Origin of the sequence: uncultured Rikenella sp., from assembly GCF_910577125.1 — a bacterium.
Taxonomy (GTDB): domain Bacteria; phylum Bacteroidota; class Bacteroidia; order Bacteroidales; family Rikenellaceae; genus Rikenella.
This window is the reverse complement of the sequence record NZ_CAJTMN010000016.1, coordinates 17,859-30,646: the sequence shown is the minus strand read 5'-3', so window position 1 is coordinate 30,646 and position 12,788 is coordinate 17,859. Positions and strand designations below refer to the sequence as shown.

Annotated in this window: 10 protein-coding genes; 6 read left to right on the top strand and 4 right to left on the bottom strand. The window is 61.3% G+C overall.

Going from position 1 to position 12,788, the window contains the following annotated elements; genetic code table 11:
- Positions 1-388: 388 nt before the first annotated feature.
- Complete coding sequence (locus tag QZ292_RS03440; RefSeq protein ID WP_294597873.1) at positions 389-2,815, top strand: family 20 glycosylhydrolase; 2,427 nt, start codon at positions 389-391, stop codon at positions 2,813-2,815.
- A gap of 93 nt (positions 2,816-2,908) precedes the next feature.
- Here the strand turns inward: QZ292_RS03440 and QZ292_RS03435 are convergent, their stop codons facing one another.
- On the bottom strand, positions 2,909-4,027 hold the full coding sequence (locus QZ292_RS03435; RefSeq protein ID WP_294597871.1) for a DUF3078 domain-containing protein: 1,119 nt from the start codon (positions 4,025-4,027) through the stop codon (positions 2,909-2,911).
- Positions 4,028-4,115: 88 nt separating this feature from the next.
- Between QZ292_RS03435 and nfo the strand changes: the two genes are divergently transcribed.
- Positions 4,116-4,964 (top strand): deoxyribonuclease IV, encoded by an 849-nt coding sequence (gene nfo, locus QZ292_RS03430; RefSeq protein ID WP_294597869.1) that lies wholly within the window; start codon positions 4,116-4,118, stop codon positions 4,962-4,964.
- Here nfo and QZ292_RS03425 read toward each other — a convergent pair.
- Positions 4,961-5,773 carry a glycosyltransferase family 2 protein gene (locus tag QZ292_RS03425; protein ID WP_294597867.1) on the bottom strand — a complete coding sequence of 271 codons (813 nt, stop codon included), beginning with the start codon at positions 5,771-5,773 and terminating at the stop codon, positions 4,961-4,963. The two genes, nfo and QZ292_RS03425, sit on opposite strands and share 4 nt — an antisense overlap.
- A 107-nt stretch (positions 5,774-5,880) precedes the next feature.
- Between QZ292_RS03425 and QZ292_RS03420 the strand changes: the two genes are divergently transcribed.
- Positions 5,881-7,500, top strand: coding sequence for a S41 family peptidase (locus tag QZ292_RS03420; protein ID WP_294597864.1), 1,620 nt, complete (start codon positions 5,881-5,883; stop codon positions 7,498-7,500).
- A gap of 90 nt (positions 7,501-7,590) precedes the next feature.
- Here the strand turns inward: QZ292_RS03420 and QZ292_RS03415 are convergent, their stop codons facing one another.
- Complete coding sequence (locus QZ292_RS03415) at positions 7,591-9,684, bottom strand: M3 family metallopeptidase (protein ID WP_294597861.1); 2,094 nt, start codon at positions 9,682-9,684, stop codon at positions 7,591-7,593.
- A 184-nt stretch (positions 9,685-9,868) separates the two neighbouring features.
- Between QZ292_RS03415 and rbr the strand changes: the two genes are divergently transcribed.
- Complete coding sequence (rbr, locus tag QZ292_RS03410; protein ID WP_294597859.1) at positions 9,869-10,450, top strand: rubrerythrin; 582 nt, start codon at positions 9,869-9,871, stop codon at positions 10,448-10,450.
- A gap of 706 nt (positions 10,451-11,156) precedes the next feature.
- On the opposite strand, the gene QZ292_RS03405 is transcribed toward rbr, so the two are convergent.
- Positions 11,157-11,363: a hypothetical protein gene (locus tag QZ292_RS03405; protein WP_294597856.1), complete on the bottom strand. Its 207-nt coding sequence runs from the start codon at positions 11,361-11,363 to the stop codon at positions 11,157-11,159.
- A gap of 356 nt (positions 11,364-11,719) precedes the next feature.
- On the opposite strand from QZ292_RS03405, the gene QZ292_RS03400 reads away from it, so the two are divergent.
- Positions 11,720-12,283 (top strand): hypothetical protein, encoded by a 564-nt coding sequence (locus QZ292_RS03400; protein WP_294597853.1) that lies wholly within the window; start codon positions 11,720-11,722, stop codon positions 12,281-12,283.
- Between the two features lie 71 nt (positions 12,284-12,354).
- Positions 12,355-12,549: a hypothetical protein gene (locus tag QZ292_RS03395; protein ID WP_294597851.1), complete on the top strand. Its 195-nt coding sequence runs from the start codon at positions 12,355-12,357 to the stop codon at positions 12,547-12,549.
- Positions 12,550-12,788 lie beyond the last annotated feature (239 nt).

The window sequence follows — 12,788 nt, the reverse complement described above, 5'->3', positions numbered from 1 at the left end:
GCGGGCGGCGTCCGGGTGACCCCGGCGGGACGGAGCGAAACTACGTTTCGCTAAGGCTGTGTCGGCTCAATCTGCGGGTGGGGTAGAGGCTGCCTTTGTTAGGGTAGACCCGGCCAGTTGTGAGTGCGACACGCCCCGTTTATTCCGAGAGGCAACGCAACTGAAAGCCGTAGGCGCGGTTGTTTGCGCTGCTGGGGTTGAGGTGCGTCACGTGGAAATGCAAGTACACCCCGTTGCTGCCGCTCACCATAGACGACCAGCTATAGCCGTGGCTGCCGACGCTGCTCAGCGCGCCCGTATCCCGATGGCGGTAGCCCGGGGCGGGGCCGAAAAACAGTACGCTCGTCAGGAACTGAAAACCTGTTTACTACCTCAATACATGCTTTTTATGAAAAAACAGAATCGTCGCGCACGCATCGCTTGGGGAGCGGCCGGCGCAATTTTGGCGTTGTGCGCCTCGTGCGGCACGCAACCGAACTCCCGGACACCGGATATCGAATCCGTGATTCCGATTCCCGTGCAGACCGAGAACTTCGAGATGCCCGCCTCGAAAGAGATCCGTCCCCTCGTGCTGAACCGCCATACCGCCATCGTTTGCGCCGACCCCGCGTTTGCGCCTGTGGCGGATTATCTGGCCCAGAAAGTGCGGACAGCGACCGGCTATGCCCTGAAAATCGCAGACCGGCTGCCGGACGAAGGGCGGAACTACATCCTGCTGACCCGCACCGATTCCGTGGCTCAGGCCGAGGGGTATCGGCTCGTCTCCTCGCCCGACGAGACCGTCAGCATCGCCGCGCAGGCTCCGGCAGGGGCTTTCTATGGCGTGCAGACCTTGTTGCAGCTGCTGCCGCCCGAGATCGAAAGTCCCGTGAAAGTCAAGGACGTGGCGTGGGAGCTGCCCGTCGGAGTGATCGACGACTACCCCCGGTTCGAGTATCGCGGCGTGCATTTCGACCCCTCGCGCCACTTCGCCGGCGTGGAGTTCATCAAGAAACAGCTCGACATCCTCGCGATGTTCAAAATCAACCGTTTCCACTGGCACCTGACCGACGACCAGCTCTGGACGATCGAAATCAAGAAATACCCTGAGCTGACCGCCAAAGGGGCGGTGCGGACCGAAGGGGACGGCTCGACCCACCGCGGATTCTACACCCAGGACGAGATCCGGGAAGTGGTGGCTTATGCCGCCGCGCGCTACATCGACGTGATTCCCGAGATCGAGATGCCCGGGCATGCCAAGGCCGCACTCGTGTCGCATCCCGAACTGTCGTGCACCGGCGGGCCGTTCGACCAGCCCCGGATCATCTGGGGAGTCGAAGACGACGTCTTCTGTCCCGGGAAAGACACCACTTTCGCCTTTCTGGAAAATGTGCTGACCGAAGTCTTCGAGCTCTTCCCCAGCGAATACCTCCACATCGGTGGCGACGAGTGTCCGAAAGTGCGGTGGAAGGCTTGTCCGGACTGCCAGCGGCGGATCCGCGAGCTGGGGCTCGACAAGAAAGCCGGACTGGCCGGGAAAGACGGCAAACGGCATACCGCCGAAGAGCTCTTGCAGAGCTATACCATCACTCGGATGGAGCAGTTCGCCAACGCCCACGGCCGGAAGATCATCGGTTGGGACGAGATTCTGGAGGGCGGTCTGGCCCCGTCGGCCACGGTGATGAGCTGGCGCGGCGAAGCGGGCGGTATCGCGGCCGCGCGGCAGCAGCATGATGTGATCATGACCCCCAACAGCGCCGGATTCTACATCGACCACCAGCAGGGGGCGGCCGAAGTCGAACCCGTCTCGATCGGCGGCTATTCCACCCTGGAGAAGGTCTACAGCTACAATCCGGTGCCGGACTCGGCCGCTGCGGACTGGGGACGGTATATTATCGGTGTGCAGGCCAATCTGTGGAGCGAGTATGTGTTGTCGGACGCCCATCGGGAGTACATGTACTATCCGCGGGTGTTGGCCCTGGCCGAAGTGGACTGGTCGCCGGCCGGCCGGAAAGATTGGGCGTCGTTCCAGCGGCGGCTGGTCGATGCCGAGCGGCGGCTCGACTATCACGGCATCAACTACCACATCCCGATGCCGGAGGGGACGCTGGTCGATCTGCTCGCCTTTACCGGCGATTCGGTGGCCGTTCCGTTCTCCAATACGCGGAACCTGCCGATGGTCTATACGCTCGACGGGTCGGAACCGACCGCAGCATCGGCGGTTTATCGGGATACGTTGAGGATCGGCGGCGATGCGCCGGTCGTGATTCGGATCGCCACGCTGACGCCTCAGGGCAAGCTGAGCCCGTCGCGTTCGATTCGCGTCGAACGGCAGCCGCTGAAACCGGCGGCGGAACCGGCGGCCGTGGATTCGGGCGTCGTGATGCGTGTGGCCGAGGGGCTCTTCCTGACGGACGATCAGATGGCCGGTGCACGTTTCGGGGCGGATACCGTGGTGCGCTATTTCCGGCCGGGATATGGAGCCGGAACCAAGACGGCGCCGGAGTCGCTGGTGGTCTACGAAGGGTTCGTCGAACTGCCGGAAGACGGCGTCTACGGCTTTACGACCGATATGGAAGAGCTTTGGATCGACGGCGAACGGATCGTGAAAAACGGCCAGGAGGCGGCGAGCCGTCACCTGCGGCACAAGACGACCCGGGCTTTGGCCGCTGGGAAACACGCTTTCCGGCTGGTTTTCAACAATATGGTTCGCCACGGGTGGCCGGACGTCTGGAACGACATCTCGTTCTTCGTCAAGAAGCCTTCGGGAACGGCTTATGAGCGGGTGAAGGCCTCTCAATTGACGCATGCCGTTCCGGCGGACACGCAGGAGTAGGCGGAAACCGAACGAACCCCATACAGCCGGGGGCATCGAATCGTCGATTCGATGCCCCCGGCTGTATGATATCTCCGCCTGAAGTTGGAAAAACTATTTTTTATATTTCAGCCGCGACTTCGTGATGGTGCTCTCCTGCACCGGTTTGTGCGGTTTCGATGTGATGTTGAACTGCAGACCGAAGCCCACCGACTGATAGATCTGCAAATAATCCCACGGTTTCGGCCGGCGCCCCGCGTCCAGCTTCGCCTGCGCGTCCGGCGTGGTGATCTGGTCGTTGTAGATCATGCTCACGAAAGCGCTGGCCGAGATGACGTTCGTAATCTTGAAGTTCAGCGTGTTGTCCCACGTGGCCGACGGTACGTTCGAATAGTTCCAGAACGATTCCAGCTTGGTGATGTATTCGATCTTCTCTTTGGCGAACTTCGTCTTGTAGTTCACCCGCAGCTGGGCACCGATTTCGGCCTTGAATTTCGGATTCTCTTTGTTCGGGTCGATCCCGAAGCCCCCCTTGCGCGCCAGCGAGTCGTTCAGGACGAAGGTCATCTTGCCTGCGATCGGAGAGAGGAGGAGGTTGAGCTTCTTGCTCGGCGGCTCATAGGTGAAACCGCCCGAGATTTCGACCGTCCCCGGTGCCATGAAGGTCGATTTCCAGACTTTCGGCTGGTCTTTCGGGTAGTCGTAGCTGTTGGTGAACTGCGATTTCCAGATCAGCGCCCCCGAGAGCTTCCACCGCTCCGAGATATTCCAGCTCGGCGTGGTCGAAAAGTTGAAGTAGTCCACGTTTTTTCGCGTCTGTCCCGTCGCACGCATAATCCCGAACTTGGCGTCGAAGACCGTTTTGATGCTGAAGACCGGTGCCACGTAGTTGTGCTCGGCGTTGAGCGATGCCAGACCCGAGTAGGAGTTGTCCCCCCCCTTCTGCCAGTTGTTGAAGCTCACCTGCGAGATGTCCAGCCGGGGCGCGATTTTGTAGCTGTTGCGCTGTTTCGAGCGCAGCTTGCGGAGGTATTTGTCGTAGGCCTCGCTGTACAGCTCGAACTTCATGTCAGTGGTGGGTTTCGGCACACGGATCGTATCGGGCGCCGCCGGGGCGAGCGGTACGGCCTGTTTTTTCGGATTGAACTGAGCCCGCGCCGCACCGCCCGTTCCGATCAGAATCAGGAGGGCGACGAGTGTTTTTCGGTACGAAATATGTAGCTTTGTTTCCATAAATTTACGGTGATCGGAGAGGGGACGGAACCGTCCGGCTGCATTTCCCGCCTGCGAATTTACAAAAAATAAAATTGAGAGTCTGACCATGAAATATTTCGGAGCCCATGTCAGCGCTGCCGGCGGAGTGGAGAACGCTCCGCTGAACGCCCGCCGGATCGGTGCCGGCGCTTTCGCGCTGTTTACCAAGAACCAGCGCCAGTGGGTGGCGCCCGCGCTGACCGCGGCGCAGATCGAGGCCTTCCGGGCCAATTGCGAGGCGGGAGGATACCGGCCGTTCCAGATCCTGCCGCACGATAGCTATCTGATCAACCTCGGGAATCCGGACGATCAGGCGATTTTGAAATCGCAGGCGGCCTTTACGGACGAGATGAAACGGTGCGAAGCGCTGGGGCTCGACCGGCTCAACTTCCACCCGGGGAGCTCGCTCGGGACGATCAGCGACGAAGAGTGCCTCGACCGGATCGCCGTGTCGATCGACCGGGCGCTGGCCCAGACGAAAGGGGTGACGGCGGTCATCGAGAATACGGCCGGACAGGGCTCGAACCTCGGCTGGCGGTTCGAACACCTGGCCCACATCATCGAAAAGGTGACGGACAAGAGCCGCGTGGGGGTCTGCATCGACACGTGCCACGCCTATTCGGCCGGCTACGACCTGAGCTCGGAAGAGGCCTGCGAGCGGACGTTCGCGGAGTTCGACCGGGTGGTGGGGTTCGATTACCTGCGGGGCATGCACCTGAACGACGACCTGAAGGCTTTCGGCAGCCGGGTCGACCGCCACGCTCCGCTGGGCGAAGGGACGCTGGGCTGGCCGGTGTTCCGTTTCATCGCGCGCGACCGGCGGTTCGACGACATGCCGCTGATTCTGGAGACACCGGACGAGAGCCGCTGGCCGGAAGAGATCGCGCAGCTCTATGCGCTGGCGGAGGAGCGTTAGCGGGTCGGAGAGCTCCGTTCCGCCCCGTTGCTTTCCGGCCGCCAGGGGCGGAATGCGGGACGGCGCAGCAGCTTGTCCCACAGCGCAGAGCAAGCGAAGCCGAGGTGGGCGCGAATCGTTCGGAAGAGGCCGTAGTGCCTCCGCATGATCCGCCATCGCTCCCGGAGGCTCGCCCGCCGGCGGCGCGTCGAGACCCCTCCCGGCGCGAAGCAGCTCACGACGAAACCCACATCCACCACCGACTGCGCCCGTTTCAGACACTCGATCACCCACTCGATGTCCGCCGCCAGCCGATAGCGCTCCGTGTCGTACAGCGGCGCGATCGCCCGCCGCACGAGGAACGACTGGTGGCACACCACCATGCCTCGCTCCAGCGACCGCCAGGTCAGGCCGCCGCGCGGCAGCGGCTTTTTGCGCAGCCCCAACGGGCGTCCCGCCTCATCCGTCACCAGCGTCTCGCCGTAGTAGATATCCGCTCCGGCCGGCACTCCGCCGCCGAAAATCCGCGTCAGCGCATCCCGCTCCCGGACCGTGTCCCCTGCGTTTACGAACCACAGGTAGTCTCCCGTCGCCGCCCGGATCCCTTTGTTCATCGCGTCGTACAGACCGCCGTCCGGCTCGCTCACCCCGTAAGCGATCCGGTCGCCGAACCGTTCCATCACCTCCCGCGTGCCGTCCGTCGATCCGCCGTCGATCACCACCAGCTCCAGCTCCGCCGCCGAACACTCCAGCGCCGTCAGATTCGACAGCGTCTTTTCCAGCTCCGCGGCCCCGTTCCAGACCACCGTTATCACCGAAACCTTGACCATAGTCTCTCGCTGCTAAAAATTAATCCGTGTAAAATTACTATATTTGGGCCGATTTCGTGCTCTCCCCCGTTGGACGGCACACCTTTTGTTCCCCTGTATCGCACATCATGAGCAGTTATAAAACCACCGTCCGTCTGATTCTGATTCTGCTGGCCGTTCTGCTGGTCGGCGCGGCTCTGGGCGTGATTCTCGAACGCTCGGCCCTGCGCGACACCTACCGCACGGTGCGCGAAGGAGACAAACTCGGGTGGGCCCTGACCCAGATCGAGAACCGCTATGTAGACCCCATCAGCCGCGACTCGCTGGCCGAGCTGGCCGTTCCGCTTCTCCTGCAGGAACTCGATCCGCATTCGGTCTATATTCCGGCCGAGGAGTTCGCCTCGACCAACGAGCCGCTGACCGGTACGTTCGACGGGATCGGCGTGATGTTCAACATGCTGTCCGACACGGTGCAGATTACGAACGTGATCTCGGGCGGGCCGAGCTCGGCGGCGGGCATCGTGGCCGGCGACCGCATCATCACCGTGAACGACAGCCTGATCGCCGGCGTGAAGATGGATCAGGACAAGGTGGTGAAGATGCTGCGCGGCAAACGCGGCTCGACGGTTCGGCTGGGGATTCTGCGCGCGCCGGCCGAGGAGCTGCTGCCGATTACGGTGACCCGCGGCGCCATTCCGGTGAAGAGCCTCGAAGCCGCTTTCCTCGTGCCGGGACATCCGGAGATTGGCTACATCCGTTTCGGCCATTTCGCCGCTTCGACCCACACCGAGGTGATGTCCGCTTTGACGCAGCTGCGCGAGCAGGGGGCCCGGAAAATCATCCTCGATCTGCGCGAAAACGGCGGCGGGTATCTGGATCAGGCGATCTATATCATCAACGAGTTTCTGCCGGGCGGCCAGCGGATCGTCTACACCGAGGGCCATGCCTCGCGGCGCGCCGACCAGTTCGCCGACGGGCGCGGGAGGTTCCTGGATATGGACATCGCGGTGGTGATCGACGAAAACTCGGCCTCGGCCAGCGAGATCGTTGCCGGAGCCATTCAGGACAACGACCGCGGGGTGATCGTCGGCCGCCGGTCGTTCGGCAAGGGGCTGGTGCAGGAGCAGATCTCCTTCCCGGGCGACGGATCGGCCATGCGGCTCACCATCGCGCGGTACTACACCCCGGTGGGGAGGTCGATCCAGAAGCCTTACACCCCGGGGAACGATGCGGAGTACCATGCCGAAGTGATGCGCCGTTTCGAGCACAACGAAATGCTGACGGCCGACAGCATCCGGCAGGACGACTCGCTGCGGTTCGTCACGCCGGGCGGCAAGGTGGTCTATGGCGGGGGAGGGATCATGCCCGACGTTTTCGTGCCGATCGACACGACCTTCATTACCCCCTACTTCTCGAAACTGTTCCAGAAGAACCTGATTTTCAGATACGCCTCGCAGATGTCGGACCGCTACCGCAAGGAGATCAACGCCATTACGACGCTGGCCGAGCTGGATCGCTTTTTCGCCGACAAGAACCTCTTTTTCGACTTCGTCGCCTATGCCGATCGGCAGGGGGTGCGGCCTACGGAGACCGAGATGACCCTCTCCCGGGCGATGATCACGGCGCAGATCAAGGCCTATATCGGGCGGAATACGGCGTTGAACGAGAACGCTTTCTACTATTATATCCTGCCTCAGGACAAGACCCTGCTCCGGAGCGTGCAGGCGCTGGAGGAACGGGAAGGATAGTCGGACGGCGATGAGAAAAGCGAGGGGGCTTGCAGCAAACGGCTGCAAGCCCCCTCACTTTTGTCCGAACGGATTTCTCCACGGGAAGGCCTACGAGCGGGATGCCTCCGCCGGCCCTTCGCCGATGCCCATCTTGGCGAGCAGAGGTTCCACCGTCGGCTCGTGGCCCGCAAAACGGACGTAGAGCGCCATCGGATGTTCGCTGCCACCCGGCGTCAGGATGCACGACTGGAACGCCTGCGCCGTCGCCGGGTCGAAGATGCCCCGCTCGCGGAACCGCGCGAAAGCGTCCGCCTCCAGCACCTCCGCCCACTTGTAGCTGTAGTACCCCGCCGCATAGCCCCCGCCGAAGATGTGGCCGAAGCTCGTCGAGAAGCAGCTCCCCTCGACCCGCGGCATCACCTGCGTCCGCTCCGTCGCCCGGCGTTCGAACGCCGCCACGTCGCACGCCTCGCCCAGCGGCTCCGCGATCGAGTGCCACGCCATGTCGCAAATCCCGAACTGCACCTGCCGCACGCAGGCGTAGGCGGCCAGATAGCGTTGCGCCGCTCCGATCCGTTCGATCAGCTCCGCCGGCATCTTCTCGCCCGTTTCGTAGTGCGCCGCCCAGAGGTCGAGAAACTCCCGCTCGGCCACCCAGTTCTCCATGATCTGCGACGGCAGCTCCACGAAGTCGCGCCGCACGTTCGTCCCCGTGAGGCTCGGATAGCGTCCCCGGCCCAATATGCCGTGCAGGCCGTGTCCGAATTCGTGGAAAATCGTCGTCACCTCGCTGAAACTCAGCAGTGAAGGTCGCTTTTCGGTCGGCTTCGTGAAGTTGCACACCAGCGAGACGACCGGAATCACCTCCTCGCCCCGCTCTGGATCGAGACCGGCCTGCCGGTACGAGGTCATCCAGGCGCCGCCCTGCTTGCCCGGCCGCGGGAAGTAGTCGATATACAGGATGGCCGCGGGTCGGCCGTCGCCTCCCGAGCCGTCGTAGACCTCGAAAGCGTGCACGTCCGGGTGGTAGACCGGAATCTCCCGGTTCTCCCGGAATGTGAGGCCGTAGAGACGGCCGGCCAGCATGAACATCGCCTCCTGCACCCGCTCCAGCCGGAAATAGGGGCGCGTCGCCTCGTCGTCGAAGTCGTAGGTCGCCGCCTTGTATTTCTCGGTGTAGTAGGCCCAGTCCCACGGCATCAGCGTCCCGTCGAACCCCAGTTCCGCAGCGTAGCCGCGGATCGTCTCCACCTCCCGTTCCGCATGCGGTTTGGCCCGCTCCAGCAGCTCGTCTAACAGGCCGTTCACCCGTTCGACGCTCCCGGCCATCCGGTTCTCGAGGGCGTAGTCCGCATAGGTTCCGTATCCCAACAGATGGGCCAGCTGCAGGCGCAGGTCGGCGATCCGGACGATGATCCGGCTGTTGTCCCGCTCGCCGCCGTAGGCCCGGCTGTTGTAGGCCCGGTAGAGCTTCTCGCGCAGGTCGCGCCGCTCGGAGTAGGTCATGAACGGGATGTAGCTCGGCGCGTGGAGCGTGAAGAGCCAGCCGCTCAGTCCGGCCGCCCGGGCCTCGGCCGCCGCCGCGTCGAGCACCGCTTCCGGCACTCCGGCCGTCTCGTCCGGCGTGGTCAGGTGGAGCCGGAAGGCGTTGGTCGCCGCCAGCAGATTCTGTTCGAAGTGCAGCGTCAGCCGGGCCAGCTCGTCGGTCACGGCACGGTACCGGGCTTTGTGCTCCTCGTCGAGGTTGGCTCCCGAACGGACGAAGCTGCGGTAGGTCTCCTCCAGCAGCATCCGCTGTTCGGCCGAGAGCCCTTCGAATCCCTTCTCTGCCGCCGCGTCGTAGACCGTCTTGACCCGCCCGAAGAGTCGCCCGTCGAGCATCACGTCGTTGCTGTATGCGGTCAGCAGGGGCGATAGCTCCAGGGCCAGCGTCTGCATGGCGTCGTCGGTCTCGGCGCTGTTGAGGTTGTAGAAAAGGGTCGTCACGCGCTCCAGCGGCTGCTGGGCGAATTCGAGTGCCTCGATGGTGTTGCCGAAGGTCGGTTCCTCAGGCTGGGTGGCGATCCGTTCGATGGCCTGCCGGCTGTCGGCGATCAGGCGTTCGACGGCCGGTCGGTAGTCTTCGATGCGGATGCGGTCGAACGGCGGAACGCCGTAAGGGGTCGTCCATTCGTTCAGCAGCGGATTGGGTGTCGTATTCATTCGTCGTTTTTTTACGGGTTGAGAGTCCGGTCGCCGGAGCGATTCGGAGGGCTAAAGATAACGATTCGGGGAGCGTTATTCAAAAAACGTCCGGTATTTATGTGACAGAACGGTGGGGTCGCTAAAAATGGTATGTTTTTTGTTTGTCCAATAGCATGTTTAAAAACTTTAAATCCGATCGATTATGGGAAAAAAGAGTATTCGCGGTACACGTACCGAACAGAATCTGTTGAAGGCTTTTGCCGGTGAATCGCAGGCTTGGGCGCGTTATACGATGTTTGCCAAAAAGGCGCGGAAAGAGGGGTACGAGGTGATCGCTAAATTTTTCGACGAGACGGCGGCTAACGAACAGCAGCATGGAAAGGTGTTTTTCAAGCTCCTGGAGGGCGGCATGGTCGAAATCACGGCCTCTTATCCGGCGGGCGTGATCGGGACGACGGCCGAGAATCTGGCCGAAGCGGCCGAGGGGGAACACGACGAAGGTCATGTGCTCTATCCGGAGTTTGCCCGGATCGCCGAAGAGGAGGGCTTTCCGGAAGTGGCTGTGAAATTCCGTCTGATCACGGCGGTCGAAAAAGATCACGAGGCACGCTATCGCAAGCTGCTGAAGACGCTCGAGGCGGGCGAGATGTTCAAAAAGGATACGCCGCAGGCTTGGCGCTGCCGGAAGTGCGGTTATGTGCACAAGGGGACGCAGGCGCCGGACAAATGTCCGATCTGCGACCATCCGCAGGCCTATTTCGAGATTATGGACGATAAGTTCTAAGTTTCGGCGTCGGTGCTTGCGTCCGGCGAGGAGATTCTCCTCGCCGGACGTTTTTTTATGTGTACAGCAGCGCGCAGAGGTCCGGCGCGCGGACCAAGAACGGGTGCGAAGATTTGGGCCGACACAGCCTTAGCGATGCGTAAGCATCGCCCGTCCACGGGACGTGGGGCCTGCGCGGCCCGAGCGCAGTTCCCTCCTGTTGGAAAGTCGCCCGCCTGCCTAAAAAGGGATTTCACTCGTTTTGCGGCGAGCAAAATCGAGATGAAATCCCAGCGGGCGACGGCAAATGCGGCGGAGCGATAGCGGAGCCGCAGTGAGACGGACACGGGGCCGAGAGCGAGCGGCGCGAGGGGGCGCCGAGGATGAACGGGCGGAGAATTGGGTTGTGGGGTGGGTGGGGCTGTAGCGGGTCGGAGCCAGCGTGGGCCCAACGAGCTCCGCGAAGTTGCGGCCCTACGCCTGGGGTGGCTCCGGCCCGCGCGGCTCTTCGAGCCGCAGGGACTCAATCTGATTTATTCTTTTTCCGCGCGTCATGGAAAATCTGATTCAAAAGCGGGAGGCGCTTTTGAATCAGATTTTCCCTTTAAGGCGTGGCGCGCGGTCGAGCTTTGAACCGGACGGAACTGCCCTCGGGCCGGCCGGGCCCCGCGTGCCCGCGGTGGGCGAATGGGGTAGAGGCTGCTATTTCGGAGTGCCCGGAGGCACTTTATTCCGAGAGGCAACGCAACTGAAAACCGCAGGCCCGGTACGTCGTGCCGCTGGGATAGAGGTGCTCTGTATCGAAATCCAAGACTATGCCATTTGTGTTGCTTGTTGCAGTCGAATAACTGTATCCGAGTGTACAAATGCCCCATAGCGTTCCCGTGGTATGACCGCGCCAGCCCGGGGCGGGGTAGTCGGTGTTTGGAGTCATACAATTTTCATTATTGTCTATCTGATTGAAGTGAGCGGAATTGCGACGGCTTATATGCAGGAATGGTGTGTGAATTAGGTATATTTATTTAATAATCATGTTGTTGTAAAAATAGTGAAAACTCTTTCCATAAAAGTGAATCGATATGTTTTGATGTTTACAAAATGTATTATCTTTGTCTTGTAAAACGATTCCGGAATCCAGTTATACACCTTTAAAAAATCTCTATCGATGAAAAAACTATGGAAATTCCTATTCGGAAGCAGCTGTGGCAGGTTCCGTCCGAGCGCTGAAGAGATGTGCCAGCGAATGAACCCGACCAGACATTTTGTCATAGACCGATCCTGCGACAGACGATGAGCCGGAAATATGAAGACATGCGCGAGCACCGCGCCCGGGCAGTGACCGTTCTGAAACGGGTCAAAGAAGCTCGAAAAGGACTGAAAATCAGATATGAACGTATCGACGAACACACCTGGGTCGAACGTTCGGAAAGTACGGAACCATTGAAACGAACATACACCATGAACACCACCGTCACTCGGCAGGAAGCCGAACAAGCCATTGCGGTCTATCGCACCGCCAAGAGCGCCAAAGCGGAATACGAAGCCGTGATGGCAGATGCGGAACGAACGATCAATCAGTTCGCCCGGACACATTTCGAGGATTTCACAGAGGGGCGTCTGGAGCTCGACAGCGGTACGCTGGCGGTCAAGAGCGGCGCGGCCAAACCGCTCAAGGGCGGTCGGCCGCTCTCCACGGCTGCCCGGGCCGAGCTGGCGGCTCTCCTGCCGGAGGCTTACGTGCGTCTTTCGTGCGATTTTACGGAGCTGTACGGCTGTCGGGACAAGGCGGTGCGCCAGTTGCTGGCAGCGTGCGGAATCGAGATCGTGCGGGACGACAAGTTCGTAGTCTTATAGCCGAGCCGGCCGGATGGAGCGGCCGAGGTGAAACTTTTTGTATGATTTATTGAATTTTATATCGACTCGTTATGGCTTATAATAAAAAAGGATACTACAAGCGCGCCCGGGCTTTGCAGGAGCTGACGGCGCAACATTACGAACCGGAGCGGCACGACCGTTGCTACAAGTGGGTATGGCGTCGGTTCGTCTATCCCCAGTTCGGTATCTGTTATCACAGTTATTTGCGTTACCTGCACACCGTCGTCCCGGCCGAGGAGAGTTAGCCGCTCCGTCGGCCGGGCGGAAACGGCAGGCCCGCGTCCCTCTCGATTCCGAGGGTGGCGCGGGCCTTTCCGTTTATTCCGAGAGGCAACGCAACTGAAAACCGTAGGCATGATAGAGTGCACTGATGGGGCCGAGGAGCTGCATGTTGAAATCCAAATACCACACCGAGATGTCGCCCGTCACCGGTGTACGTGACCAACTGTACCCGCTGTTGCCGACACTGCCCGATACGCCCGAA

Coding starts and splice junctions, on each gene's coding strand:
- QZ292_RS03440 (WP_294597873.1), top strand. CDS start 389: ATGAAAAAACAGAATCGTCGCGCACGCATCGCTTGGGGAGCGGCCGGC.
- QZ292_RS03435 (WP_294597871.1), bottom strand. CDS start 4,027: ATGGAAACAAAGCTACATATTTCGTACCGAAAAACACTCGTCGCCCTC.
- nfo (WP_294597869.1), top strand. CDS start 4,116: ATGAAATATTTCGGAGCCCATGTCAGCGCTGCCGGCGGAGTGGAGAAC.
- QZ292_RS03425 (WP_294597867.1), bottom strand. CDS start 5,773: ATGGTCAAGGTTTCGGTGATAACGGTGGTCTGGAACGGGGCCGCGGAG.
- QZ292_RS03420 (WP_294597864.1), top strand. CDS start 5,881: ATGAGCAGTTATAAAACCACCGTCCGTCTGATTCTGATTCTGCTGGCC.
- QZ292_RS03415 (WP_294597861.1), bottom strand. CDS start 9,684: ATGAATACGACACCCAATCCGCTGCTGAACGAATGGACGACCCCTTAC.
- rbr (WP_294597859.1), top strand. CDS start 9,869: ATGGGAAAAAAGAGTATTCGCGGTACACGTACCGAACAGAATCTGTTG.
- QZ292_RS03405 (WP_294597856.1), bottom strand. CDS start 11,363: ATGACTCCAAACACCGACTACCCCGCCCCGGGCTGGCGCGGTCATACC.
- QZ292_RS03400 (WP_294597853.1), top strand. CDS start 11,720: ATGAGCCGGAAATATGAAGACATGCGCGAGCACCGCGCCCGGGCAGTG.
- QZ292_RS03395 (WP_294597851.1), top strand. CDS start 12,355: ATGGCTTATAATAAAAAAGGATACTACAAGCGCGCCCGGGCTTTGCAG.